The sequence below is a fragment of the Clostridium oceanicum genome (assembly GCF_039521385.1).
Lineage (GTDB): Bacteria > Bacillota > Clostridia > Clostridiales > Clostridiaceae > Clostridium_F > Clostridium_F oceanicum.
The window spans coordinates 404578-431233 of the sequence record NZ_BAAACG010000008.1 but is presented as its reverse complement, the minus strand read 5'-3'; the positions used below and the strand labels follow the sequence as shown (position 1 = coordinate 431233).

The following is a 26656-nucleotide window of genomic DNA, read 5'->3' as shown; positions in this document are numbered from 1 at the left end:
ATAAACAAAGGAGGGGCAAATAATGGATGAAATATTAAATAAAGTAGTGATAGCTACTGTAGTAATGGGTGTAGGAATATTAGTAAGAACGATGATGTTATTTTAATCAGAAATTATAATTGTTTTTTAGATTTATTAAAAAATATACCTTAGTACCTTGTAATATATAATACCATGTGTTATCTTATAATAAATAAAACAATATACCATATAAAAAAAGATAGTAAGTGAAATATAAACATACACGGGAGGGAAAAAAAGATGAATACACAACTTAAAAAAGGAGTTTTAGAACTATGTGTTTTAGCAACTGTAAGTTTTAAAGAGTCTTATGGTTATGAGCTTGTAACAGAAATATCAAAAAATATAGAAATATCAGATGGAACTATATATCCAATACTTAGAAGGTTAACAAAGGAAGGATATTTTGAAACTTATCTTAAAGAATCAAAAGAAGGACCTCCAAGAAAATACTATAAATTAACAGAGGAAGGATATAATAAAAAAGAGCAATTAAAAAAAGAATGGAAAGAATTTGTTATAAATGTAAATAATGTTATAGATAAAGAAGGAATATTACAAATTGAATCTCCAGATGATTAAATAGTATAAAAATATAAATTTTAAAACTTAAGGTTTTTTAATTTATTCTTAAGTAATTCTTTATAGTATTTGTAGTTACTTTATTTATAATGATAGTAAGAGATGCTTTATTAAGAATCTATAAATATAAAAATAATTACAGAAATTTTAAGATTAACATAAAGATAAAATTAACAATTAATGGGAGGATACGCATATGAATAAAAAGGAATTTTTAAATACTTTATATAATAATTTAAGAATTGAACCAGAAGCAAAAAAAGAAATAATGTATGATTATGAAGAACATTTTGATGTAGGAATTAGAAATGGAAAGAGTGAAGAGGAAATATCAAAAGAACTTGGAGATCCAAGAAAAATAGCAAAGCAATATACTGCATCAGAAAGATTAGAAAAAGCTAAGAAAGAACCTAACGTTTCAAATATATTTTCAGCAGTTATAGCTGCTTTAGCTTTAGGATTTTTTAACCTTGTATTTGTTTTAGGATTTTCTATAGCAATAGCAGGAATATTATTTACATTGGTTATGGTATCAGGTGGTATAACAGTTACCGGGGGAATGCTTTTAATATCACCTATAATGAAACATTTGCCATATGTAACTGTTCCTAATTTACCTTATTTAGATTCTTTTCTTTTAGGAATGATATTTGTTTCAGGTGGAATATTAGCAGTTAAAGGTAGTGTGTTTTTAAATAAAAAATTTTATATTATGATGTACAATTATACAAAGAAAAATATTGAAATAGTAACTGGAAAAAACTAAAGAAATATTAAATAGGGGAGATTGATATGAATAAATTTAAAATAAATAATAAAATTTTAGTAGGAGTATTTTTAGCATCAGTAGTAGCATTTTCTGCAAGAGTATATTTTGCTAAGGATTATGGGGAAATATTAAGAAATGGTGGAGTGTATACTTCAGATAATTCACATATAGGTAATAAAAAGGTAGTAAAAGATGAAGAATATAGTTTAGATGGTATAAAGAATATATATGCAAATGTAGCAGGTAAAGTTGAAGTAAGTTACAGTGAAAATGATAAGGCAAGAGTAGTTATATACAAAAACTCAAAAGATAAAAATAACATAAAAATAGAAAAGGAAAGTGGCAAATTAAATATAGTAGATGAAAAAAAGATTAAAGTTATTAATATTGGTTTTTTTGAAGATATGAAGACTCCTATTGTTAAATTATATATACCTAAAAAATATGCTAATGATATTGAATTAAAAACCAGAGATGGAGGAATAGACTATAAGGATGTAAAAGCTAATAACTTAAAACTTACAAGTAGTGCAGGTAAAATAACTGGTGAAAATATAGAAGCTAAAAATATAGATATAAAATCTTCAGCAGGATCAATAGATATAGATGGGTTTAAAGGAAAATTAACATCAGATAACTCTGCAGGACGCACAGAAATTAAATGTAATGAATTAGTTGGTGATATTAATATTGATAGTTCAGCAGGATCTGTTAAGTTATATATTCCTGAAAAGTCAGAGTTTACTTTAAATGCGGAAACAACAGCAGGAAGTATAGATAATGATTTTGAAGAAGGAATGAGTGAAAAATCAGAAGCAGCACATGATTCTGTAACTGGTAAAGTAGGTTCTGGAAGGTATAATATTGAATTAGACAGTTCTGCTGGAGGAATAGATATATTTAAAAGATAATAAAGATTAAAAAGTTGCTTTAAAATATTTTAAAGCAACTTTTTAATTTAAACTTATGGTCTGAATTTTGAAAAGGAAGAAGGTTGAATATATATTCAATATCCCTCTAAAATATTTAATCCCCCGTGTTTATGGACAAGCTGTTCTTTAATACCTTACATACAATATATAATAATTATAATGATTTTAGGTGTAATTTGGTTTTAAATATGTCTAATTCTGTCGTAAAACAAAGTATAGTTAAAAAAATATAACGCTTAGGAATCGTAAACGTTATATTTTTGATTTCATTATAAAAATCTTCTCCTGAAAAATAACTGCATTATAGGATATAATATAAGTAGCGAACCCAAATTTATAATTTGGTGTGAGTCACTTACTCAGATGAAGAATGAATCTGAGTTTCAAATATTCCGAACCCAAATCTATGATTTGGTGTGAGTGACTTAAGCAGAGAACCTAAATTTTAAATTTAGTGTGAATCGCTTACTCCTTCTACAAGTGGAGAAGGAGTTACATTAATAATATATAAGAATGAGTTTGAGTTACATTAATGATTTTCAATCTTTATATTTGAAAAACTAGATCAAAGATTTAATAAAATAAACTTTAAAAAGGTTAATATAAATAATTACAAAATACTGTTTTAGAAAATAGGAGTGATTTTCCTTGAAAAAAACAACAAAAGTTAAAATAAACAACGTAAAAGGGTTACATGCTAGAGTAGTAGCAATGGTTGTACATAAGGTTAGTAAATTGCAAAAGAAATTTCATGTTCAAATATATATATATAAGAATAATAAAAAAATATCTGCAACAGCTTTAATGCCTTTAGTTTTATTAAAGATTAAACAGGATGAAGAAATTTTAGTTGAAGTTGTATCTGAGAAAGATAACGAAAAGGATATAGATACAGTTTTAAAAGATATTAGTGAGTATTTATCAGGAAATTTTAATATAGTAGATGAACAGTCCATAAAAAATATAGATAATATAATTCACAATAATACTATAGCTTGGGAAAAAATCTTTAATAGCTTAGCAAGTGGTTTAATGGTTACTGATGAAAATAACATTATAACATTATTTAATCCAATGGCAGAAAAGATACTAGGAATTCCAGCAAATAAATTGATAGGTAAAAAGGTTTATGAAGTAATACCAGATACAAAAAGCCATATTGTAAGAAAATCTAAAGTTGCAAGTCTTGGTATTAGAAAAGTTATAAATAGTACAATAATTATGCTAAATCATACTCCGATTATAATAAATGGGCAAATAAAAGGGGTAGCTACACTTTTTCAAGATATTTCAAAGATGGAACAAATTACAGGAGAGCTTACAGAAGTTAAAGAATTAAAAGAAAGATTTGAATTGATTTTGGATTCAGTTCAAGATGGTATATGTGTATTAAACAAGGAAGGATACGTAACTTATGCTAATTCATCCTATGCTAATATTTTAAAATCAGATGATGAAGCCCTTATAGGAGAAAATATAAAAGCTATATCTCCAAATGGATTAAGAAGAAAAGTTTTAATATCAGGGAAAAGTGAAAGAGGTAAAATAATAAAAAAGAGAAATGGAGTTATTATAGCTGCAGATGTTAGCCCAATAATTGTAGATGGAAAAATAAATGGGGTAGTTTCTGTTGTAAAAGATTTAACTCAAATATTGAATTTATCTCAAAACTTAAATAAAGCACAAGCTAAAGCAGAATATTTTGAAGATGAACTTTTAAGAACAAAAAAGCCTAATAAATCTTTTAATAAATTTATAGGCAATAGTGGAAATGTGAAAGATGTATTAGCCATTGCATCTAAAGCTGCTAAAAGTAATTCTACAGTATTAATTAAAGGAGAAAGCGGTACTGGAAAAGAAATTATAGCAGAAGGAATACATTTTGCAAGTAATAGAAGTAATGGGCCTTTTATAAGAGTTAACTGTGCTGCAATGCCAACAAGTTTACTAGAAAGTGAATTGTTTGGGCATGAAAAAGGTGCTTTTACAGGAGCGATAAAAAGAAAGTTAGGGAAATTTGAATTAGCTAATAAAGGAACTATTTTCTTAGATGAAATAGGGGAAACAGATAAAAGTATGCAGGCAAAACTTTTAAGGGTACTTCAGCAAAGAGAATTTCAAAGAGTCGGTGGAGAAGATACTATAAAAGTTGATGTAAGAATAATATGTGCCACTAATAGAAATCTAGAAGATATGGTTAATAAAGAGCAATTTAGAGAAGATTTATATTATAGATTAAATGTAATTCCTATAATATTGCCATCATTAAAAGAAAGAAAACAAGATATTCCTATATTAATAGAACATTTCATAGAAAAAATAAGCAATGAAATGGGTGGAAATGTAAAAGGAATAACTAATGATGCACTGGATTGTCTTATAAAATATAAGTGGCCAGGAAATGTTAGAGAATTAGAAAATCTAATTGAAAGATTAATAACTTTATCAGAAGGAAAATACATAGATGTAGAAGAACTTCCTATATATATTAAACAAGAAAATTTACAAAACATTGAAAGAAATCATATTAAAAATGGAAATGAAGAAAAGAATAATGAAGTTTATATGGAAAGAGAAAACATAAAAAAGAATCCCCAAGAAGAATATATAAGAGATAAAGAAGAAAATATAAAGAGCATGATTGAAGATAGTGAAGAAATATTACCACTAAAAGAATATGAAAAAATTGTTATAGAAAAAGCATTGAAAAAATATGGGAGTTTTAATGCTGCAGCTAAAGTTTTAGGAGTTACACACAAAACAGTAGCATCTAAAGCAAGAAAATATGGAATAAGTAAAGTAGTTAGCTGGGAGAAGACTCATTAAAACAACACCTTGGTAAAAAGTATCAATGATACAAAAAAGTATTGATATAAAATATTAACTTGATACTTTTTACCAAGGTCTATATTCAAAAATAAAAAATAGATTTTTCTTAAAATGGCTATTTAAAACGATTTCTTGAAAACGTTTTAAGTTGGCATGGTATTTGCTACTTATATAAAGTAAATAAAGATAAGTTACAAAGGAGGAAAATATTATGTCAGCTTTTTTAGGAGAAATTATAGGTACTTTATTTTTGGTGTTGTTAGGTAATGGTGTTGTTGCAAACGTTGTATTAAATAAAACTAAAGGTAATAGCTCTGGTTGGATGGTTATAACAACAGGTTGGGCATTTGCAGTAGCAATTCCTGCATTTATATTTGGAAGTGTAAGTGGCGCACATTTAAACCCTGCTGTAACAGTTGGTCTTGCATCTATTGGTAAATTCCCATGGGCAGATGTTCCAATGTATATATTAGCTCAGTTTATAGGGGCTATGTTAGGAGCTGTTTTAGTATGGCTTACTTATCTACCACATTGGGAAAACACAGAAGATCAAGGAGCGATTTTAGGATCATTTGCTACAGGGCCTGCAATTAAACATACTGTAGGAAACTTTTTAGCAGAATTTATTGGAACTTGTGTTTTAGTATTTGGAATACTTGGAATAGTTAATCAAAAAATGGCACCAGGACTTGGAGCATTAGTAATTGGTGGTTTAGTTTGGGCAATTGGTTTATCTCTTGGGGGTAACTCAGGATATGCTATAAACCCTGCGAGAGATTTAGGACCTAGAATAGTACATGCAATATTACCTATTAAAACAAAGGGAGATTCTGACTGGGGATATGCTTGGATACCTGTTGTAGCACCAATAGTTGGTGGAGTTTTCGGAGCAATCTTATTCAAAGCAACATTCGGAATATAAGCAGCGAACCCAAATCTGTGATTTGGTGTGAGTCGCTTACTCAGACGAAGAATGAATCTGAGTTTCAGAAGTTCCGAACCCAAATCTGTGATTTGGTGTGAGTCGGTTAAGCAGAGAACCTAAATCTATGATTTAGTGTGAATCGCTTACTCAAACGAAGAATGAGTTTGAGTTTCAATAATAACTTAGACGAATCAATCTGAGTTTCAGAAGTTCCAATTACAAATTTTAAGCAGGTTTTACCTAAAATTAAAAATAAATTTTAAATAAAAAATATATAAATAAAATAAATTGTGCAAATTATAAAATTATAGGAGGCGTTTTAAATGAAAAAAATAATAAACAATCCGAATGAAGTATTAGGTGATATGCTAAAAGGAATGACTTTAGCCCATCCAGAATATATAAAGAAACTAGATAATGCTAATGTAGTAGTCCGTACTCAAAAAGCTGAAAATAAAGTAGCTTTAGTAAGTGGTGGAGGAAGTGGCCATGAACCTGCACATGGTGGATATGTAGGAAAAGGAATGCTTGATGCTGCTGTAGCTGGAGAAATGTTTACATCACCTACTCCAGACCAAGTATTTGAAGCTATAAAAGCTGTGGATACAGGAAAAGGAACTTTACTTGTAGTTAAAAACTATACTGGAGACGTTATGAATTTTGATATGGCTAAAGAAATGGCTGAAATGGAAGATATAAATGTAGAAGCTGTAGTAGTTAACGATGACGTAGCAGTACAAGATAGTACATTTACAACAGGAAGAAGAGGAATTGCAGGAACTGTATTTGTTCATAAAATTGCAGGAGCAAAGGCTGAAAAAGGTGGATCTTTAAAAGAAGTAAAAGAAGTAGCAGAAAAAGTTATAGATAATGTAAGAAGTATGGGAATGGCTATAACACCATGTATCGTACCAGCAGCTGGAAAAGCTAACTTTGAATTAGCAGAAGATGAAATGGAAATAGGAATGGGTATCCATGGAGAACCAGGAACTCATAGAGAAAAATTAAAAACAGCAGATGAAATTACAGAGCATTTAGTTTCAAAAATATTAGATGATATAAAAATAGATGAAGGCGAAGAAGTAGCAGTTATGGTTAATGGATTAGCATCAACACCTTTAATGGAACTATATATTGTAAATAATAAAGTAAATCAAATGTTATCTGATAAAGGTATAAAAATACACAAAACTTTTGTGGGAGAGTTTATGACTTCTCTTGAAATGGCAGGCTTCTCAGTTACAGTATTAAAATTAGATTCTGAGTTAAAAGAATTATTAGATGATGTAGCAGATACTCCAGCATTTAAAGTAATGTAGATTAATTTTAATAGAATGTTTTTTATAGATAGATGTTTATAGAGGTATAAGTTAGGTTAAATAATAAATTAAGAAAAGGATGATAACTATGGCAGTGAACGCATGTGACTTAAAGAATATATTTAAAAATATAAGCAAGGTTATAGAAGAAAATGAAAAGTTTTTAAGTGAATTAGATGGTGCAATAGGAGATGGCGATCACGGATTTAATATGAATAAAGGTTTCAAGGCAGTTATAGAAAAAATAGATTCTATTGAAGATAAAGATATAGGAAAATTATTAAAAACTGTAGGGATGACTTTAGTTACAAATGTAGGTGGAGCGTCAGGACCATTATATGGAACAGCTTTTATGTATAGTGGAAAAAAATTAGCTGGAAAAGAAGAGTTAAATATAGAAGACCTTGTTGTTATATTAGAAGAAAGTTTAAATGGAATAAAAGTTAGAGGTAAAGCAGAAACAGGAGAAAAAACAATGGTAGATTCAATAAGTCCTGCGTTAGATGCTTTAAAAGAATCCTTAAATAATGGATTGGATAGCAAAGAAGCAATGAAAAATGTAGTAGATGCAGCCCAAAAAGGTGTTGAATATACAAAAGATATAATTGCTACAAAAGGGAGAGCAAGTTATCTTGGAGAAAGAAGTATTGGACATCAAGATCCAGGAGCTACATCAAGTTATTTAATACTAAAATCTATATATGAAACTATTACTACTTAGATTAAATAAAAATGTATTAAATAAGTTATTAGCTTAGATATGGAAAATAGAAGTGACTATGTAGAAAATTTTTTAAGGTGACTTATTATATTAATGGTATATAGAACGGAGGAAAAAGCATGGTAGGAATTGTAGTAGTATCCCATAGCGAAAAAGTGGCAGAAGGAGTAAAAGACTTGGCGCTTCAAATGGCTACAAATGTGCCAATAGCAGCAGCTGGTGGAACTTCAGATGGAAGAATTGGTACAGACATAGAAAAAATAATGGGTGCAATAAATGAAGTATATTCAGAAGACGGAGTAATAGTATTGTTTGATTTGGGAAGTGCATATATGAATTCAGACATGGCTGTTGAATGTTTAGATGAAGGAATGAAAGAAAAAATAGAAATTGTAGATACTGCTTTAGTTGAAGGAGCAATATCTGCAGCAGTTCAAAGTAGTATAGATGGAACATTAGAAGAGGTTAAAGAAACAGTAGCAGAAATGAGCCTTGGAAAGATTCCATAAAAGATTAAGACAATAAAGAATTATAAGTACAAGCAAAAAAGATAAATAAGAGAAAAGATAGACAGAAATGATTAAATAATAAATAATGGTATAGTGATTTTAGTTTTTGTGGTGAGAAACTAAAATCAAGAAATATAAGTTATAATGATTAGATAATAAGAAATGCATTAATATTTAGGAGTAGCAGCCTAAATGTTAGTGCATTTTCTGTTATTATTTAATCACTAATATTTAATTTTTAATCATCAGCTTTTTCTTCAAGTTCTTTAATTCTAGCTTCCAGTGAATTTATTTTTTGTTGCATTTTTTTATAAGAAATTTCCCCACGTAGTTTTCTACCAATAAATTCAGTTAAATGCATAAACTGTACTAACGTTAAAAATACTAATACATATACTAAGAACTTAACAGCTTCTAACATATATTATGCTCCTTTAACAATGTATTTTAATAATAAAATTATATCATAGTTTTATTATTACTTTAATAATGACAAAAGGTTGTTTTAAAATAGAAGTGATTTCTATTTCAAAACAACCTTTTAAGAGTTTTTAATTATAATCGAATAGAATACAGAGGTAACAGTTTTAAATATTAAATAATCTGGCTTTTTAGCCCAATGAAAACTGTATTTGTTTATGGTACTTATAGTAATAATTATTTTTTAGTTTATTATTAAAAATCTATTTAGTTTAATTAAATGTTATTTTATAAATATAGGTATAATACTAATTATACAAGTCGCAATGTTAATTTAAATTTAAAGTCCTATAATACCCCCCTTTGTCTTTAGATTGTTATGAATGTGATGTTTTGTTTAATAACTTGTGTATAGTATATAACGGTTATAAAAATCATATGGGAGATTAGTCATAAAAATGCAATATTATGTCGTAAGATACGGAATATTCTGAAAAATAGCGTCGGTTGTGATTCATTAACGTTAGTTTAAAGAAAATGTGAAGCTTTTATGTGAAAATTTAAGTATAAATTTTATTCATTATCAGTTATTTTAAAAGGAGTATTTAAAAGCTTTGTTAGTTTTGTAAATTATTTCTCTATTTAGCATGGTATAATGAATTAATTATAAAATAGAATTAAAAAATGAAAATGCACATATTAATATATTTCTTATATTAATAGAATGTTTCTTCAGAAAAAATATATATGGTGAATAAATTACTATAGTTTTAATGTGAAATAAATCAGTATTTATATAACTTAACAGAAGGAATTTAGACAGAGAGGTGGTTTGAATGAAAATTATGAATATTTTTATTTTTTTAGCCTTTATTTCGGTTATTTTTATGTATTTAACTTATATAAAAAAAATTATAATACCAACAAGAAAAAGGCCTTTAGAAATTATTGTTTTATCATTTGTTATAGCTATTTTTATATGGATTATGTATTCTTATGCTAATGTATGGTGGCACTATATTTTTGGTATTGTATGTATTATTGGATTTACATTGTCATGTATTATAGAAGGAGTTACTTCAAAAGGTTTTATAAGGTTAATAATTAGAGATAGAACAATTATATTATGGAAGCAGATTGATAAAGCTATAGTAATAAATTACCCAGACGATGTGAAAGTTAAATTATTTGGTAACTTTATGGAGCAAACATTTCATTTTAAAAAGAGCGATTATGATAAAGTAATTAATATGTTACATGAAAATTTACCTATAGAAGCAGAGATTCAGATATTGATTGGGAGATAGATTTTTTGAATCTCTCATATTGTAATTTACATAATTATAATGTATAATATTCACAATAAAATATAGGAGGATAATTATGAAAGCACTTAACATTAATAAAGCAAATTTAATGCATCATCATTACTAGGGACTTGGTTTGTAAACATCAGATACAAGTCTATTAGCATGGGCTTGTATCTCTGGTAATAATGAATTAAGTGTAATCATAATTTGTTAAACCATGTGGGATATATGCCTGCATGGTTTTTTGTTATGTAAAAATAAATTTAAATAAGGTATATATTTCAATGTGCCTAAGAGGAGAGTATAAAAATGAAGAAAAATTTAATTAAACCAAGTATTTTACCAGGATTCATGGAATTATTACCACAGGAACAGGAAAAATTTAATGATATAGTTAATAAAATTTTAGATGTTTATGAGAAAAATGGATGTTTATCTATAGACACACCAATAATAGAAAGGGCTAATGTTTTGCTTGCTAAAACAGGAGGGGAAACAGAAAAACAAGTATATAGTTTTAAAAAAGGTAAAAATGATTTAGCATTAAGATTTGATTTAACAGTACCTTTTGCTAGATATGTAGCTCAATATTATAATGATTTGGTATTTCCTTTTAAAAGATGCCAATTTGGTAAGGTATATAGGGGGGAAAGAAATCAAAAAGGAAGGTATAGAGAGTTTTATCAATGCGATGTAGATGTAATAGGCAAAGATAAATTAAGCATAAATAATGATGCTTGGGTTATAAATTTAGCGTCTAAAGCATTTAAATCAATAGGATTAGAAAATTATCAATTTCAAATAAGTAATAGAAAGATACTAAAGGGAATATTAAATGAACTAAAAATAGATGATTCTATTGAAGTAATGAAGTTAATAGATAAGTATGATAAAATTGGAAAATTAAATTTTGAAGATCAACTTAGAGATTTAATAGGACAAGATAAGAGTAAATATCTAAGCAATATATTAGACATTGAAGGAACAAATGAAGAAATATTAGAAAAATTAGTAAAACTTGATATTAATGATGAGTATTTTTTGAAAGGTATTGAGGAACTAAAAAAAGTTAAATGTACATTAGGTATTTTAGGAGTAGAAGATGATGAATTTAAAATCAATTTAAAGATTATAAGAGGGCTAGATTATTATACTGGTACTGTTTTTGAAACATTATTAATAGGAAATGAAAGGTATGGTTCTATCTGTTCAGGGGGAAGATATGATAACCTAGCAGAAAATTATACAAATAATATATTGCCAGGAGTAGGAATTTCAATTGGAATAACAAGATTATTTTTCGTTCTAAAAGAAATAGGATTTATAGAAAAGTATAGTATAAAAAGCAAATTGGATTATCTAATAATACCAATAGGAGATACTCTTGAGTATTGTGGAATGATAATGAGAAGTTTGCAGGATAAAAAATATGGAGCTACTATATATTTTGATGATCAGCCTTTAAAGAAAAAAATAAAATATGCTGATAAGTTAGGAATAGAGAAAGTAATACTAGTTGGAGAAGATGAAGTAACTAGAAATGAAGTGAAAATAAAAAATATGAAATCAGGTAGTGAAATTAGTATTAATTATAAAGAATTATAATATATTTGATTTTATAATATTTTCCTTAAATCATAGATAAACCCCTGCAAATACAGGATTGCAACTAGTAGTTGACGAAAAGAAAGTGCCAGTTGGTAGATTAAAACAAGTTAATTTTATATAATTTTTGTATGGAGGTGAAGCAAGTGGATTTAGCTGAAAAATTGCAATTATTAAGAAATAAAAATAGATTATCTCAAGAAGAGTTAGCAGAAAAATTAGGAATATCAAGACAAGCAATTTCAAAATGGGAATCGGGACAATCAACACCAGATTTAAAAAAGTTAATAATAATATCTAATTTGTATAATGTAACAATTGATAGTTTAGTTAAAGAAAGTGATGAATTTGAAACTTTACAAAGTAATGAAATAAATTATAGGGAAGAAAAAGAGCCTGAAAAAATAGATGATAACAAAACACAGGTAGTTATTAATTTAAATAGAGGTTCAATAGAATATGAATATAAGAGTAAGAGAGAATTATTTGGATTACCACTTGTTCATATCAATATAGGAAGAGGATTAAAAAAGGCAAAGGGAATACTGGCTGTAGGGAAAATATCATATGGATTGGTATCAGTAGGGCTTATATCCTTTGGAATTTTAAGTTTTGGTTTGATAGGTATTGGATTATTTAGTTTAGCAGTTTTAGCAATAGGGGCATTGTTAGCAGTAGGATCTTTTTCAGTAGGAATTTTTTCAATTGGAGCAATATCTATAGGTATGTTTTCAATTGGGGCAGTGGCTATAGGAAAATATTCAGTAGGTGCTGCGGCGATAGCATCGGATATAGCAATAGGAGATTATGCAAAGGCTAATATAGCTATAGGAAACAAGGTAGAAGGAATAAATACATTATCATTAGATGCTTCTGTAGAAAAAGTAAATATTTTAATAAAGCAAGTATATCCTCATTTGAAAGATTGGATTTTAAATATAGTCCATTTTTTTGTTAAGATGGAAGGAAGAGGATTTTAAAAAGTAGAACCCCATTCAACTTTTATTAACTTAAAGGTGAAAGAGCCTCCATTGTTCAATATGAAAAGTCACATTATACTAGAAATATAAATAATTCAGATAATATTTTATATTTAATAAAGTGAAGTTGTTATGTAAGAATAATATAATGACAGTTAAATTGGAATATTAAATTCCAATATTAAATTACTTTATTTTAGATTAATAAGGGGAGGTCTTTAGATTGAATGAGGTAAGTATTGGTACTACGATTTTAAGATTAAGAAAAGAAAAAGGAATTACACAAGAAAAACTTTCTAGTATGATAGGAGTTTCAAAAGGAGCAGTTAGTAAGTGGGAAACTTTAAATTCTAAACCAGATATTGATTTGTTAGCTCCAATAGCAAGAGCGTTAGATACATCACTTAATGAACTTTTATCTTTTAAAGAAGAGCTTACAGAAGAAGAAATTTCTGAGATTAAAAAAGAACTAACAGAAAAATTTTTGTATTTTGGTTTTGTGGATGGAGAGGAAAAATCCAAGGAATATTTAAAGAAATATCCTAATAGTATGGGATTAAAATTAGCTGTTGGTGGTTTGATTATAATGTATTCTAGTTTATTAGGTGATGATTCAGATCCCTTAGCGAGGGAAAAAAAGGAGTATGCTTTATCTCTTTTGTATAAAGTAGAAGATAGCAAAAATCTTAAATATGTAAATAATTCTTTGTTTCAAATTGCCATGATTCAAATGGAGTTAGAAAATTATGATGAAAGTGAAAAGTGCATTAAAAAGCTTAAGGATTCCTTTGTTGATCCTATGACATTATATGCTTCGCTTTTAGAAAGACAAGGTAAAAATGAAGAAGCAGAAAAGTTTTGTGAAAGTATGTTATTGATGTATTTAAGTCAAAGTACAGCAATGATGTCAATACTTTCTAGAATAAATATGATTAATAATGATTTTGACAAGTCAGTTTTATATTTAAATGCAGTTAATGAAATAGAAAATAGTTTTAAAATAGGTCAGTGTTCTGGTAAATATAATTTATGCAGAAGATATCTTAAAAAAGGAGAGAAAAGTATTGCAGCAGAGTACTTTAACAAATATGTTGATGGCTTAATTTCTTCAGAATATAACTATGATAATAATCCATATTTTAAAAATATAGAACTTGAAGTTAAAGAGGACTGTCAGAAAATTATAAGAAAAAATCTATTTCAAACTTTAATAGAAGATGATGATTTGAAAGAATTAAAAGAAAATCCAGAATATATAGAAGCTATAGAAAAATTAAAATCTAATATTTTGCAAATATAAAATATTAGATTTTAATGTCATATTTCTTATTTAAAAACTAAGTTATAAGCACAGTCTATTAATAATAAAGCCATAGAAATATTAAGTGGGCGATAATATTTTTTAAAGTATTTTTGAAAGACAGCACCAAAAAATGCCCATACTATATTTCCAGCTATTCCAATTAAGGTTAACAAACATGCGTAAGCTACTATAACTAGTATTCCTTTATGATAAGGAAGTACAAAGCTTGTTAAAGCTGTGATTCCGTAAAGAATAATTTTTATATTTACAAATTGTAATAAAAAACCAGTCATGAATGCAGGGTGTTTTACATCATTTTTTTCTTCATCAACAGGTTTACTTGTAGCTACATGGAAAGCAAGCCATAAAACGTATAGGGCGCCAATATATTTCATAACAAATGTAAAACGTGGGATTATAGATGCTAGGCTATAAGAAAATATTCCACAAATAAGCATAACACATAAAAATCCAGTTCCTATACCTATCAATATATCCTTACTTTTTTTAAATCCAAAGATACTTGTATTACTTAAAGCAACAATATTATTAGGTCCAGGAGTAAATGCTGTAATAAAAGTATAAGTTAAAAATGATAGCAAAACTTGAAGTGGCACTTGTAATCTACCTCCTTTTAGATTATACTATCATAAAAATATATATTACTTTAGTCGATATATTTGATATTAGAATTCGATATTATCGATATATTCAGGAGATTAAGTATGGATTTAAAATATTTTATAACTTTAAAAACAATTCTTCAGGAAGGCAGTTTTCAAAAAGCTGCTTCAAAGTTATCTTATACTCAATCAACAGTTACTTCTCAAATTAAATCACTGGAGGCTGAATTAGGAGTGAAATTATTTGAAAAGATAGGGCGTAATATGGTTTTGACACAAGCTGGTAAAGATGTTCTACCACAGATTGATGTAGTTGTTGAATCAGTAAATAAGATTAAAAATTATGGAAAGTCAAATAAAGAGTTAGGTGGTAAGCTTAAAATTGCAATAGCTGAATCACTATTATCATATAAAATGCAAGATGTGTTAAAAGAATTTAAGCTTATGGCTCCAAAAGTAGAATTAACTTTTACTTCTGTTAATTGTTATATTTTACAAAATGCTATTATATATGGAGATATTGATATAGGTGTTTATTATGATATAGGAAAACATAATTCTGTTACAACAGATAAATTGGGGGCTTTTTCGCTAGCTTTAGTTTGCTCACCAGATTTGAACATGGATAAAAGAGATTTTATAACGCCAAATCAAAATAAAGATCTAACTCTCATTGGACTAGAAAAACAAAGTATTAACAGAGAAATATTTGAAAAATATATGAAAGATAAGAATATTAATTTAAATAATATAATTGAACTTTATAGTATTGAAACTATTAAGAAAAGTGTTGCTGGTAATTTGGGAGTTGCTTATTTACCAAGATTTACTGTTAAAGATGAATTGAAAAAAGGTGCCTTAGTTGAATTAGAAACATCAATTCCAAATAAAAAAATAACTGCTCAATGTGTTTATCACAAAAATAAATGGCTTAGTCCAGCAATGAAGCTCTTCATTAAGTTAGTAAAAAGTACGTTAAATAAGAGTGAGTAAATTTTGTTTGAGTTTTTTCTGATTCTCAAATTTAATATAACTTTAACTAAAATTTTTCACAAAATTATTTTATGATTGTGGAAATTAGTTTAAAATAAAATAAGAGGAATATAAAGTAACATAAAATATATAATAAGTTAAATATATATTGGGAGTTTTATTAAATTAGATTATTTTATGATTAATAGTTGTATTAATTATATTAAGATGACAGATAACTTTTGAAAATTTATCTTTTTACTACATATTTATTAAAATATGATTGGAATAGAGGAGGTTGTAATATGCTTGAGAAAATTAATCTTGTAAAAGAGGAAATTTTAAATGTAAGTCCTTTGGATATTAATGAGTTAAAAAAAGAAGATACTGCATTAGTTGTTGTTGATGTGATTAGAGGATTTTCAGATATAGGAGTTTTAGCAACAGATAGAACTCAAAAAATAGAAAAAGATTTAGTTTCATTAATTAAGAAAATTTCTGGATCAGATAAAATATTTTTTATAGATAGTCATACTAAAGAATCTACAGAATTTAAAAGTTTTCCTGTACATTGCCTTGAGGATAGTGAGGAAACAGAGCTTGTAACATGGTTAAAAGATAAGGATATTATTGATGATAAATCAACTTTTATAAAGAAAAACAGTACAAATGGTTTTCATGCTATAGGTTTTAAAAAATGGCTTAAAAATCACGGACATATTAATAACTATATAATAACAGGGGTATGCACTGATATATGTGTGTCAAATTTTGCTTTAACACTTAAAACGTTCTTCGACCAACATAATTTAGATAAAAGAATAATAGTTCCAATAAACACAGTAGAAACTTATGATATGGGTTCACACGATGCTGATTTAATGAACATTTTTACTTTATATAATATGAAAACTAATGGTATTGAAATCGTTAAAAGAGTAGAATAAATTCAAATAATAAAGATTAAATAAAAAAATAATAGAATATAAAGAAACTTTATATTTAGGTTTTAAAGTTATTTAATGATTGTATATAGTAGTATTATATACAATCATTTTTTTTCTTAGATTTATTATTTTTTGAACTCTTTATTGCAATGTAAAAAGAGCAAAATGTACTTAATAATCCTAGCATTATTGGAATAGTATCATTATCTATGTATGGAATTTGTATATTTTGTTGAATGTTAATCAATTACTATTTATTAGAATTAAATAGTAACTTTTACCTTTTTATGAAATATGTTATGATTTTAACATGAGTATTTAGTAAAATCAACGATAAAATAATAGGTGTTAAGCTTAAGATAAATGGGGGAACAGAAAATGAGTACATTTCAAATTGTACAAATAGTATTTTTAATAGGTACAATTCTATTTATTGCTATTACTTTATTACACAATCAAAAAATAAATAAAGAAGCTGGAGAAATTTTATTAGATTTAAACATATATAAGCATAAAAAAACAAGAAATGTGTGCATTGTTATTCTTAGAGTTTTACTGGTTTTTAGTATGGCAATAGTGGTGTATAGTATATATGTAGGCAGTTCTTGCAGTGGGTTAGTACCAATGGTATCTTTAAGTAGTAGTACTATTCCTATTTCAAAAAAAAGTAATACAATATGCGAAAATGGTATATTTATAAGTCGTTTTATTAAATGGCAAGATATTAAATTTTATGAAATTAAAGATGATTATATAGAATTTGATATAAGAAAATCATTTATGATAAATAATATAAAAATAAAAGGACAAGATGTTAAAAAAATAGAAGAGATATTAGATAAAAAAATATTTTATGTGTCCTAGATAAAAAAGATGCAAGTATTACTTATTGCATCTTTAAACTTTATTATTATTTTTAGTGGACGTATAGTTATGCTTAGAAAGAAAGTATAATTATATAAAATTATTTAGCTTTTACTAAAACTACTTGTTGTACAGGTGCTTTCATATTTATAGTTCTTTCAGTTAGAGTGTATTTTTTACCATCAACTAATAAAGTTGTTGTATCTATAACTTCACAAATTTTGCCTTTGCTTCTTAAGTATTCAGCAGCTGCTTTATTTAGATTTTTCATATTATAATATCTATCATCTAATTCAAAAACAATTTTTTTGTTATAGAATAGAAAGGGTATACCGAGTACTGCAAGTACAATAAGTATTAATGCTAGGCTTTCCATAAAATTCACCTCATTTTAATTTAAAAAGATTTTTAATTTATTTTGTTTTTTTATGAATAACATAAGTACTCTATACTAGAATAGTGAGAATTCTTTTAAGTTTAAATTACTTTGACTAAATTTAAACAATATATAAATTTAAGTTAATTATAAAGGTAATATAAAGTTAATGTAAAATTAGATATTTCAGTTTAAAATTACAAAATATTATAAAAAATGTAAAAAAGAAAAACCTTATGGTGAATTCTTATAATTAAAAGAAAATACTTGTTATAGGTGAGATATCTTGCTTTAGTATTTAGGTTATAAGTTATACTTCGTATATGGATACAAGTTGTAATTAATAATATAGCTTTAATTAGAAATGTACCTTTAAATAAAAGATTATAAGTGAATAGAGCAGGGATTTATATAAGATTTAATCACATAATAACTATAGTAATTGACACAAAATAAAAGAAAAATGTATAATTTTTCTAAAAGCTCAAATATAAAATATATGTATTAATCTATACATTAGAGTTTTAATGTAGAGCTTTTATTTTAATTTATAACAATAAAAATATATTTTATTACTAAGGAGAATATTTATGAATAAAGAAAAAATTCTTAATTCGAAGAAAAGTGGAGTTTTTGGTGCTAACTTATTTGTTCTTATAATTATGGTTTTATATATAGCATTTAGTATGGCTTTAACCTTCATTGCACCTAAAATTCCAAATACATTATATAGTAAAATAATGGTAAGTTTTGTGTTGCCTCAAGTAATTATTTTATTAGGATCTACAATTGTTTATTTAAAAATAACTAAAAAATCTTTTAAAAAAGTATTGAGATTAAATAAAGTAAGCGGTAAAAGTTTATTAATAATATTAGGAATATTTATTTGCATTTATCCTGTTTTAGCATTTGCTAATTTACTTTCCCTATATATTTTTCCTAGTATGGGAGTGGCAATTCAAAATACTTTTTCTGGAATTCCACTTGTAGTAAAGTTATGTGTAATAGCATTAATGCCTGCTATCTTTGAAGAAATTACTATGAGAGGGGTAGCTTTATCTGGATATGATGGTATAAGTATAGGAAAAAGTGCTATTGTTATAGGCTTTTTCTTTGGAACATTACACAGAAATGGAAATCAATTTGCTTATGCTTTTATAATGGGCATAGTATTTGCCTATATAGTTAGAATAACTAATTCTATTATACCATCTATGATTTGTCATTTTGTTTATAATGGGTTTTCAACAGTTTTAGCGCATTTTATACCACAAAAAGCTACATCAACTGATCCAACAGCTATGATAGATATGGCCACCATAATAAGTCTTTCAGTAATTACTGCAATTTGTGTAATGATTATAATTTTACTTATTAGAAAATTAGCAGAAGTAAATAATTATTCTGATGAAAGACAAGTAGAAAATTTTAAAAGAGAAAACAATATAACTGGTAAAATTAAAATATTTAATTGGCCTTTTATAGGAGTAATCATAATGTGTGTATATTCAATTGGACTTGAATTAGTTAGGTTATACCTTTTAAATTAAATAAAATTATAATACATCTAAGAATCTATTAGTAACATAAATATAAGAAATAAGTAGAGGATTTAATGTGAATTAATCCATCTACTTATTTTTTTAGAAATTTATATAGTTCTTTTTTAAAATTATATAAAATGATAAAGCTCCTAATTTTATTTATTAGGAGCTTTTAGTTCTATAGTTAGTGTTAATATTAGTCATTTTTTAGGTTATTAACATCACTAACAACAGGCTTACCATCTTTATCTAATAAGACAGTAAAGCCCGAATACGTAGAAGCAGAGTTCATGAATAAATAATTCACTCCAGTTTCAGCATCTACTATTACCTCATATGAGTTACCCATTAAGCTACCTTGGCTATATATTTCAACAAATCTTTTCTTTTTACCCATTCAATATCTCCCCTAATGTTTATATTTTATAAAAATTCCATATTATAAAAATTTTAACATAAAGTTTGTGAAAATAAAATTATATATTAGATGGATATGTCTATTTTATATGAGTAATAGTTTCAGAGCATATTTTAATAAAATAAATAAAGTTTTATTAAAAAGGTTAAATGTTTTTTATGGAAATATATTATGATTTAACATAATTATTTAGAAAAATCACCCAATTCAAATAATTTAGTTATCTATTACTTGTAAGAAAGAGGTAATTTGAATTTAAGAACTAATATGGAGAATATTAGTAGTGTTTTGTATTTTGAAAATATGTGAAAATCAGGTAAAATTAATAAAAATATAAAAAATGTAAAATAATACTTAATCTAAGGACTTATAATAGAAATATGACATAAAAATATGTCAAATACTATATTTTATTTAGTTGAACTAATTTTATAATTTAAATTCTAGAAATATTAATATTAGATATTATATTTTAGCATGTTAATGGACAAGCTATATTTAAAATATAGGATTAATCAGCATTTGGGGGCTTACATCTATATGGATTTATTTTTTTAAGATTATTATATTTTACATTGTTATATTTTATAAATTTTGGGGGGCTATAAAATGTTAAAAAACAAATTATCTGTTATGTTAGGGGCTGTTTTATTTTCTTTTTCTTTAATTGGTGCTAGGCCAGTTTATGCTAAAACAGTGAATAATTCAAACAAAAGTGATTTAAAAACTGTTCAAAGAGAAGTAGAAAAAGCTAAAAGTAGTGGTCAAAAAGTTACAATTATGTATTATTGTGATGCTGATAATAATTTAGAATCTAGTTTATTATCTGATATTCAAGAGATGAAAACAGGATATCAAGATAATCCTAATTTGAATTTAGTAGGACTTGTAGATAGGACACCTGAATATACTAACAATAAGTCAGTTCTTGGAGAAAATTTTTCAGATACAAGATTATATAAAATAGAGCATAATAAAACTACTAGACTAAGTGGTAAAAATGAATTCCCAGAAATAACTCTTAAGGGAAATTACGAAGCTAATATGGGAGATCCAAATGTTCTCAAAAAGTTCATTAACTATTGTAAAGCTAATTATAAAGCTGATAAATATGTTCTTATAATGTCAAATCATGGTGGAGGCGCAAGAGAAAAATTAAAAATAGATCCTAATTTAAAGAAAGCTATTTGTTGGGATGATACTAATGATTCAGATTGTCTTTATATGGCAGAAATCTCTGATAACTTAACATCTAAAGAGTCTGTTGATGTTTTGGCATTTGATGCATGTTTAATGGGAACAGCAGAAGTAGCATATCAATATAAGCCAGGAAATGGTGGGTTTTCAGCTGATAGTTTAGTAGCATCTGCTCCAAGTGTTTGGGGTGCTGGTTTTAAATATGATAAAATTTTAAGTAGGATAAAATCTGGTAATCAAGTTAGTAATGAAAATGATTCAATATTAGGTGGAAAAGAAAAAACTTTCGATCCTGAAACTATTACAAATAAAGAGCTTGGAGCTTTGTTTGTAGAGGAACAAAAAGATTCTACTAAAAACAGCGTATATGGTGATGATCAACAATTAAGTTATTATGATTTAACTAAAGCTGATGAAGTTAAAAATGAAATAGATAAGTTAGCAGTTAATTTAAGTAAAGAAAATGAAAAGGCTGAAGTTGAAAAATTAAGAGGAAGTAAAGATACAGATGTTAAGCTAATGCATTATTTTGATGAAAATGAACAAGATGATTGGGCATCTTATCCATATTTTGATGTATATGATTTATGTGAAAAGATAAGTCAAGGTAAAAATTTTAGTAAAGAAACTAAATTATTAGCTACAAATTGTATGAATAAAATAGATGAAATGATAGGATATTCTTTTGGAAATTCTAATTACCAAGGATTTAAAGAAGGTAAAAATGGATTAAGTATATTTATGCCAGATGGAAAAGGAAAATATTTATTCAAGGATTATTTTGGAAGAACTATAGGTAGTAGTTCATACTTTAAATTACAAACTTGGTATAATTCAATAGATACAGCTAAAGCAGATATGCCACCTTATGGTAAGTTAAGATGGTGCAAAGATGGTCAAAATTCTAAAGTAAATAAAGTTGGTAATTGGTTTGAACTTTTAGATTCTTGGTTTGATAATAGTAACGATTCAAAAGGAGGAGTTAACCATTATCAATGGTAGAGCTGTTTATATAAATAATTAGCTAGTTATTTTTATATAATTAAGTTAAATGAAAATATTAGAAAAAATATATTTTAGCAAAATACCGAAGTTATTTGAAAAGATATATTTAAATGTTAATAAAAACGGATGATTTTAAATCATCCGTTTTTTATGTTAAATCTTATTTACTATTTAGAAGCTTTATTTAGTTATTAAATTCTTCTAAAGCCATAAGTTTTAATAATCCTTTTCTCATTAAAATAAGTAGGACACCAAATACAATTACTACACCAGCTATTACTCCAAAAATTTGTGTATATCCCATAGTATCTGTAAATCCAGCAAGTCTTCCTGAAATTAAGTTTGAGAAGAAGAAACTTAAGTACCATGCACCCATAGCAAGGGAACCATATTTAGCAGGAGCTAGTTTATTAAACATTGCCATTCCAATAGGGGATAGGCATAGTTCTCCTATTGTTAGTAAGAAGTAAGCTACAATAATGAAAAGTATATTCATTTGTCTGCTTCCATCTGTTACGCCGCCAAGTGTTCCAATACCTATAATTAAGGTTATAAAAGAAATACCAGCTAAAATAAGTCCTAGTCCCATTTTAGTAGGAACGGATAAGTCTCCTTTGCTACTGTTAGAACGTTTTACCCATATACTTGCAAGTATTGGAGAAAATACTACACAAAAGATTGCATTAACAGAAGTAAGCCAAGGTACAGGCATTGTGAAGCCGCCAAATTTTCTATCTACAAGTTTATCAGCAAGTAAAGCGAAAGAAGTGGCAGTTTGGTACCAAGCAGACCAAAATATAATTACAAACAAGAACATAACAAGCATTGCTTTGATACGATTTTTTTCTATAGCTGTTAAAGGTGTTTTTGTATCTTTTTCTTTAGATTTTGAAGAAGATTTTTTACCTTCACCCTTTGAAACTGGGTATTTACCAATATCACCTAACCATCTAGGGGATAAAATTAATATTAAAGCACCTACAAAGACCATTATAATAGCACACATTAAGAATATATATTTATAACCATATGCTGCAATTTCACCGCTTGCTGCTACTTTAGCAAACCATTGATCAGAAATTAATCCTGCAATTATAGGTCCAAAGAAAGAACCAATATTTATAAACATATAGAATATACTATAGGCAGCATCTTTTTTTGATAATTCCTTTTCTCCATAAAGACATCCTACAAGAGAACTGATTTGACCTTTGAAAAAGGCTCCAGCAATAATTAATACTATAAGTCCTAGCCATATACTTGAAACTTTCGGCTTTGCAAAGAACAATACCAAGTATCCACAGGCAGTTAAAAAGGAACCTAATGCTAGTGATTTTTGAATACCTAGCCATTTATCTGTTATATATCCGCCAACTAGAGATCCCATATAGTTTACACCTTGATATAAACCGATGATTCCAGCAGCTTTTGTTACACTTAGTCCAAGACCGTTTTTGCTTACATCAGCTGTAAAAAATAGTATTAGTATAGAGGCTACTGCATAACCTGCATAACTTTGAAGAGCTATAGATATGTTTACAAGTGATAGACCAATAGGATGTTTTGGTTTCTTTGTTTTTACTGATAAATTTGTTTTTTCCATTTGATAATCCCCCTTTATTATTTTAATAGTACGTATATTTATTAAATGATTTTTAAAAATCAATTTCCCCAAGTTGTTTTTTTAAAAGTACTAAATTTAATTTTATAACTATTGATTTTTATATTTTACTTATTCATTAAATTTTTAAATTAGTAATTGTTATATTTTAATTATTATTTTTATTTATTGATTATTTTTTTTAATTGTTATATATTAATTTTTACTTATTAATTATCAGTTAATTTCCCTAGTGTATTTTTTTAGCCACTCTTTTTCTTCCTTATTTAAATATGGTGAAATTTTATGGTATACATCTTTGTGATATTCATTTAACCAATTTTTTTCTTTTATAGTCATGATGTCAGGGTTTACTGCATCTAAGTCTATAGGTACAAATGTAATTGGTTCAAAATGCATAAATTGGCCATAGTCATTTTTCTCACCTTTACATACAAGAAGTTCATTTTCAATACGGACTCCATGAGAATTTGCTATATAAATACCTGGTTCATCAGTAACAATCATTCCTTCCTCAAAGGCGCGAGTATCATTAGGACGGTATTGCCATCTTATTGATGCTGCATCTTCATGAATATTCATTAAATATCCAACACCGTGACCGGTTCCATGGTTAAAGTTTAAGTTTTGATTCCAAAAGGGTGCACGAGCAAGTATATCTAAATTCATTCCAGTACATCCATGAAGAAAGTTTGCATGAGCAAGATGAAGATTACTTTTTAAAGTTGCAGTAAAGTGGTCTTTCATAACTTTAGGAATTTCTCCAAAGGCAACAGTTCTTGAAATATCAGTGGAACCTTCATAGTATCCGCCACCGGTATCTGTTAATAGTAAAGTACCTTCTTTAAGTTCTACATCAGTTTCTGGAGTTGAACAGTAATGTACAATAGCTCCATGTTTTCCAAAGGCACAGATAGGCTCAAAGCTTGGACGGATGAAACCTTCTTGCTCTGCTCTTAAATTTTCTAGTTTATCAGATGCGCTAATTTCAGTAATATGTTCTTTTCCTACATTATTTTTAAGCCAATACATAAATTTTGTATGTGCAACGCCGTCTTTTATGTGAGCTTTTTTAATGTTTTCAATCTCAGTTGGATTTTTCATAGCTTTAAATAAAATACAAGGATTTTCTTTTTCTATTTTTTTAACATTTTCTGGAATACTTTTATATAATGCATAATTTATTCTAATAGGATCAAGTAATAATATATTAGAATTAGTGAATCTTCTGACTTTTTCATATATTTCATTATAAGGATGTATAGATGTTACACCATTTTTTATAAGATCTGATTTAATCTCATTGCTCAATTTATCTTCATTTATGAAAAGATGGACTTTATCCATAGTAATTATTAGATAACTTAAAACTAGAGGAAAATATTCAATATCATCTCCACGGATATTAAGAAGCCATGCTATATCATCTAGAGCTGTAATTACATGGGTATTTGCACCATTTTCTTTCATTGATTCTCTAACACGCTTTAATTTTGAAGCTACAGATTCTCCAGTGTATTTTATATCAAGAGCAAATGCTTTCTTTTTAGAAAGAGGTGGACGGTCTTCCCATATTTCATCAATTAAATCACAGTCGTAAATTATGTTACCTTTTTTATCTGATACAATTTTTTCATAAGTTTGACCTTTACCCATAGAAATAACTCTACCATCAAATCCAAGGGTTCCATTTGAGGAAAGCTTATCTTTTATATATTCTTCTATGGTTGGAACTTTTGGCTGTCCCATTTTAAATAATTTTACTGGTGTTTCTTTTAACTCGCTTTCAGCTTGGAGAAAATATCTTCCATCTGTCCAAAGTCCTGCATTATCTTTTGTAATAACAGCAGTTCCTGCAGAACCAGTAAAACCAGTAATATACTTTCTGGCTTTAAAATGTTCACCAACATACTCACTTTGGTGGAAATCATCAGTAGGTATAATATACATATCAATGTTTTTTTTATCCATCAAAGCTCTTAATTTTGTGAGTTTATAAGATACTTCCATTATGTTAATCTCCTTTCAATTAGTTAATCTTCTTGTAAAAATTATAGCATAAAATCTGGTAAAACTATACCATATATTATAATATATGGTAAAAAATATAGGAAAATGAATAATAAAGTTCATACAATTAAAAAGATGAATCATAAAAAACATAGATATTAAAAAGTTTAAATAATAAATAGAAAATAATTAAGAAGGTTTGTAATAAAAAAAGAATAGAAATTAATATAAGAAAGACTATATAATAAATATGTGTTTATTAGAAAAACTAAGATAGAATGATAAGTTTGACATACATAGTAAGTACAATTCAAATAATAGATAAAGGAGGTGGGGAAGTGGAGCAATTTATTGGAGAAATAAAAAAAATGGAAGGTAAAGATGCTAGTTATGTTGAGATTCCATTTGATGTAGAGAAAATTTATGGTAGTAAAAGACCTAAAGTAAAAGCTACATTTGACGGCTACAAGTATAGAGGATCTATTGTACGCATGGGTGGAAAGTGCTATATGATAGGGATTACTAAAAAGATAAGAAATGATATAGGCAAGACTTTTGGTGATTCAATAACAGTTACAATAGAAAAAGATGAAGAAGAAAGAAGGGTTCAAGTACCTGATGAATTACAGAAGATTATAATTAAGGACGATGATATAAAAAATTTTTGGGAGAGTCTATCTTTTTCGATGAAAAAGAAATATGTCACATGGATTAATTCTGCTAAAAAAGAGGAAACTAGATTTAAACGCTTAAATATTACAATAGAAAAACTGAAAAACAAAGAAAAGTTATAGTTTTAATAAAAAAAGATAGATAATAATGTGGTTATTATGGAGCAGTGCTTCAGAATAACC

At 26.9% G+C, this 26656-nt stretch carries 24 protein-coding genes; 18 read left to right on the top strand and 6 right to left on the bottom strand.

Going from position 1 to position 26656, the window contains the following annotated elements:
- The first annotated feature begins 261 nt into the window (after positions 1–261).
- From ABDZ71_RS08130 to dhaM, 8 genes are all read left to right on the top strand, one after another.
- Positions 262–603, top strand: coding sequence for a PadR family transcriptional regulator (locus ABDZ71_RS08130; protein WP_343760610.1), 342 nt, complete (start codon positions 262–264; stop codon positions 601–603).
- A 196-nt stretch (positions 604–799) separates the two neighbouring features.
- Positions 800–1369 carry a DUF1700 domain-containing protein gene (locus ABDZ71_RS08125; protein ID WP_343760608.1) on the top strand — a complete coding sequence of 190 codons (570 nt, stop codon included), beginning with the start codon at positions 800–802 and terminating at the stop codon, positions 1367–1369.
- 26 nt (positions 1370–1395) lie between these two features.
- Positions 1396–2283 carry a DUF4097 family beta strand repeat-containing protein gene (locus ABDZ71_RS08120; protein ID WP_343760606.1) on the top strand — a complete coding sequence of 296 codons (888 nt, stop codon included), beginning with the start codon at positions 1396–1398 and terminating at the stop codon, positions 2281–2283.
- Between the two features lie 669 nt (positions 2284–2952).
- Positions 2953–5130 (top strand): sigma 54-interacting transcriptional regulator, encoded by a 2178-nt coding sequence (locus tag ABDZ71_RS08115; protein WP_343760604.1) that lies wholly within the window; start codon positions 2953–2955, stop codon positions 5128–5130.
- A 214-nt stretch (positions 5131–5344) separates the two neighbouring features.
- Entirely contained in the window at positions 5345–6055 is a 711-nt protein-coding gene (locus tag ABDZ71_RS08110; protein WP_343760602.1) for an MIP/aquaporin family protein, read from the top strand.
- 326 nt (positions 6056–6381) lie between these two features.
- A complete protein-coding gene (gene dhaK / locus ABDZ71_RS08105; RefSeq protein ID WP_343760601.1) occupies positions 6382–7377 on the top strand; it encodes a dihydroxyacetone kinase subunit DhaK in 996 nt (331 codons plus the stop codon).
- Positions 7378–7465: 88 nt separating this feature from the next.
- Complete coding sequence (dhaL, locus tag ABDZ71_RS08100; RefSeq protein ID WP_343760599.1) at positions 7466–8098, top strand: dihydroxyacetone kinase subunit DhaL; 633 nt, start codon at positions 7466–7468, stop codon at positions 8096–8098.
- Positions 8099–8217: 119 nt separating this feature from the next.
- Positions 8218–8607: a dihydroxyacetone kinase phosphoryl donor subunit DhaM gene (gene dhaM / locus ABDZ71_RS08095; protein ID WP_343760598.1), complete on the top strand. Its 390-nt coding sequence runs from the start codon at positions 8218–8220 to the stop codon at positions 8605–8607.
- Positions 8608–8845: 238 nt separating this feature from the next.
- On the opposite strand, the gene ABDZ71_RS08090 is transcribed toward dhaM, so the two are convergent.
- A complete protein-coding gene (locus tag ABDZ71_RS08090; RefSeq protein ID WP_343760596.1) occupies positions 8846–9028 on the bottom strand; it encodes a hypothetical protein in 183 nt (60 codons plus the stop codon).
- 835 nt (positions 9029–9863) lie between these two features.
- Here ABDZ71_RS08090 and ABDZ71_RS08085 point away from each other — a divergent pair.
- From ABDZ71_RS08085 to ABDZ71_RS08070, 4 genes are all read left to right on the top strand, one after another.
- Positions 9864–10334 carry a hypothetical protein gene (locus ABDZ71_RS08085; protein ID WP_343760595.1) on the top strand — a complete coding sequence of 157 codons (471 nt, stop codon included), beginning with the start codon at positions 9864–9866 and terminating at the stop codon, positions 10332–10334.
- Positions 10335–10646: 312 nt separating this feature from the next.
- Positions 10647–11942 (top strand): histidine--tRNA ligase, encoded by a 1296-nt coding sequence (gene hisS, locus ABDZ71_RS08080; protein ID WP_343760594.1) that lies wholly within the window; start codon positions 10647–10649, stop codon positions 11940–11942.
- Positions 11943–12088: 146 nt separating this feature from the next.
- The gene (locus tag ABDZ71_RS08075) at positions 12089–12922 is read left to right on the top strand and encodes a helix-turn-helix domain-containing protein (RefSeq protein ID WP_343760592.1); all 834 of its coding nucleotides are present in this window, start codon (positions 12089–12091) and stop codon (positions 12920–12922) included.
- A gap of 223 nt (positions 12923–13145) precedes the next feature.
- Positions 13146–14222, top strand: coding sequence for a helix-turn-helix domain-containing protein (locus ABDZ71_RS08070; protein WP_343760591.1), 1077 nt, complete (start codon positions 13146–13148; stop codon positions 14220–14222).
- A 26-nt stretch (positions 14223–14248) separates the two neighbouring features.
- On the opposite strand, the gene eamB is transcribed toward ABDZ71_RS08070, so the two are convergent.
- Positions 14249–14842: a cysteine/O-acetylserine transporter gene (gene eamB / locus ABDZ71_RS08065; protein WP_343760589.1), complete on the bottom strand. Its 594-nt coding sequence runs from the start codon at positions 14840–14842 to the stop codon at positions 14249–14251.
- A 108-nt stretch (positions 14843–14950) separates the two neighbouring features.
- On the opposite strand from eamB, the gene ABDZ71_RS08060 reads away from it, so the two are divergent.
- The 3 genes from ABDZ71_RS08060 to ABDZ71_RS08050 all read left to right on the top strand — a co-directional run bounded on the left by ABDZ71_RS08060 (position 14951) and on the right by ABDZ71_RS08050 (position 17631).
- Positions 14951–15841 (top strand): LysR family transcriptional regulator, encoded by an 891-nt coding sequence (locus ABDZ71_RS08060; protein WP_343760588.1) that lies wholly within the window; start codon positions 14951–14953, stop codon positions 15839–15841.
- 284 nt (positions 15842–16125) lie between these two features.
- Positions 16126–16767 carry a cysteine hydrolase family protein gene (locus ABDZ71_RS08055; RefSeq protein WP_343760586.1) on the top strand — a complete coding sequence of 214 codons (642 nt, stop codon included), beginning with the start codon at positions 16126–16128 and terminating at the stop codon, positions 16765–16767.
- A 378-nt stretch (positions 16768–17145) separates the two neighbouring features.
- Positions 17146–17631: a hypothetical protein gene (locus ABDZ71_RS08050; protein WP_343760585.1), complete on the top strand. Its 486-nt coding sequence runs from the start codon at positions 17146–17148 to the stop codon at positions 17629–17631.
- Positions 17632–17731: 100 nt separating this feature from the next.
- On the opposite strand, the gene ABDZ71_RS08045 is transcribed toward ABDZ71_RS08050, so the two are convergent.
- Positions 17732–18007 carry a hypothetical protein gene (locus ABDZ71_RS08045; protein WP_343760584.1) on the bottom strand — a complete coding sequence of 92 codons (276 nt, stop codon included), beginning with the start codon at positions 18005–18007 and terminating at the stop codon, positions 17732–17734.
- A 590-nt stretch (positions 18008–18597) separates the two neighbouring features.
- On the opposite strand from ABDZ71_RS08045, the gene ABDZ71_RS08040 reads away from it, so the two are divergent.
- On the top strand, positions 18598–19557 hold the full coding sequence (locus tag ABDZ71_RS08040) for a CPBP family intramembrane glutamic endopeptidase (RefSeq protein ID WP_343760582.1): 960 nt from the start codon (positions 18598–18600) through the stop codon (positions 19555–19557).
- Between the two features lie 190 nt (positions 19558–19747).
- Here the strand turns inward: ABDZ71_RS08040 and ABDZ71_RS08035 are convergent, their stop codons facing one another.
- On the bottom strand, positions 19748–19948 hold the full coding sequence (locus ABDZ71_RS08035; RefSeq protein WP_343760581.1) for a DUF6440 family protein: 201 nt from the start codon (positions 19946–19948) through the stop codon (positions 19748–19750).
- Positions 19949–20578: 630 nt separating this feature from the next.
- On the opposite strand from ABDZ71_RS08035, the gene cloSI reads away from it, so the two are divergent.
- A complete protein-coding gene (gene cloSI, locus ABDZ71_RS08030; RefSeq protein WP_343760579.1) occupies positions 20579–22168 on the top strand; it encodes a clostripain in 1590 nt (529 codons plus the stop codon).
- A 187-nt stretch (positions 22169–22355) separates the two neighbouring features.
- Here cloSI and ABDZ71_RS08025 read toward each other — a convergent pair whose 3' ends face one another.
- Positions 22356–23774 carry a peptide MFS transporter gene (locus ABDZ71_RS08025; protein WP_343760578.1) on the bottom strand — a complete coding sequence of 473 codons (1419 nt, stop codon included), beginning with the start codon at positions 23772–23774 and terminating at the stop codon, positions 22356–22358.
- A gap of 234 nt (positions 23775–24008) precedes the next feature.
- Complete coding sequence (locus tag ABDZ71_RS08020) at positions 24009–25802, bottom strand: aminopeptidase P family N-terminal domain-containing protein (RefSeq protein ID WP_343760577.1); 1794 nt, start codon at positions 25800–25802, stop codon at positions 24009–24011.
- Positions 25803–26140: 338 nt separating this feature from the next.
- Between ABDZ71_RS08020 and ABDZ71_RS08015 the strand changes: the two genes are divergently transcribed.
- Positions 26141–26596: a YdeI/OmpD-associated family protein gene (locus tag ABDZ71_RS08015; RefSeq protein WP_343760575.1), complete on the top strand. Its 456-nt coding sequence runs from the start codon at positions 26141–26143 to the stop codon at positions 26594–26596.
- The last annotated feature ends 60 nt before the right edge of the window (positions 26597–26656 follow it).

Bases quoted from the DNA above. Each gene is read 5' to 3' on its own strand.
- ABDZ71_RS08025 (WP_343760578.1), bottom strand. From the start codon at position 23,774: ATGGAAAAAACAAATTTATCAGTAAAAACAAAGAAACCAAAACATCCT.
- ABDZ71_RS08020 (WP_343760577.1), bottom strand. From the start codon at position 25,802: ATGGAAGTATCTTATAAACTCACAAAATTAAGAGCTTTGATGGATAAA.
- ABDZ71_RS08120 (WP_343760606.1), top strand. From the start codon at position 1,396: ATGAATAAATTTAAAATAAATAATAAAATTTTAGTAGGAGTATTTTTA.
- ABDZ71_RS08060 (WP_343760588.1), top strand. From the start codon at position 14,951: ATGGATTTAAAATATTTTATAACTTTAAAAACAATTCTTCAGGAAGGC.
- ABDZ71_RS08130 (WP_343760610.1), top strand. From the start codon at position 262: ATGAATACACAACTTAAAAAAGGAGTTTTAGAACTATGTGTTTTAGCA.
- ABDZ71_RS08110 (WP_343760602.1), top strand. From the start codon at position 5,345: ATGTCAGCTTTTTTAGGAGAAATTATAGGTACTTTATTTTTGGTGTTG.
- ABDZ71_RS08090 (WP_343760596.1), bottom strand. From the start codon at position 9,028: ATGTTAGAAGCTGTTAAGTTCTTAGTATATGTATTAGTATTTTTAACG.
- ABDZ71_RS08125 (WP_343760608.1), top strand. From the start codon at position 800: ATGAATAAAAAGGAATTTTTAAATACTTTATATAATAATTTAAGAATT.
- dhaL (WP_343760599.1), top strand. From the start codon at position 7,466: ATGGCAGTGAACGCATGTGACTTAAAGAATATATTTAAAAATATAAGC.
- cloSI (WP_343760579.1), top strand. From the start codon at position 20,579: ATGTTAAAAAACAAATTATCTGTTATGTTAGGGGCTGTTTTATTTTCT.
- ABDZ71_RS08055 (WP_343760586.1), top strand. From the start codon at position 16,126: ATGCTTGAGAAAATTAATCTTGTAAAAGAGGAAATTTTAAATGTAAGT.
- dhaM (WP_343760598.1), top strand. From the start codon at position 8,218: ATGGTAGGAATTGTAGTAGTATCCCATAGCGAAAAAGTGGCAGAAGGA.
- dhaK (WP_343760601.1), top strand. From the start codon at position 6,382: ATGAAAAAAATAATAAACAATCCGAATGAAGTATTAGGTGATATGCTA.
- ABDZ71_RS08040 (WP_343760582.1), top strand. From the start codon at position 18,598: ATGAATAAAGAAAAAATTCTTAATTCGAAGAAAAGTGGAGTTTTTGGT.
- ABDZ71_RS08050 (WP_343760585.1), top strand. From the start codon at position 17,146: ATGAGTACATTTCAAATTGTACAAATAGTATTTTTAATAGGTACAATT.
- ABDZ71_RS08035 (WP_343760581.1), bottom strand. From the start codon at position 19,948: ATGGGTAAAAAGAAAAGATTTGTTGAAATATATAGCCAAGGTAGCTTA.
- ABDZ71_RS08045 (WP_343760584.1), bottom strand. From the start codon at position 18,007: ATGGAAAGCCTAGCATTAATACTTATTGTACTTGCAGTACTCGGTATA.
- hisS (WP_343760594.1), top strand. From the start codon at position 10,647: ATGAAGAAAAATTTAATTAAACCAAGTATTTTACCAGGATTCATGGAA.
- ABDZ71_RS08085 (WP_343760595.1), top strand. From the start codon at position 9,864: ATGAAAATTATGAATATTTTTATTTTTTTAGCCTTTATTTCGGTTATT.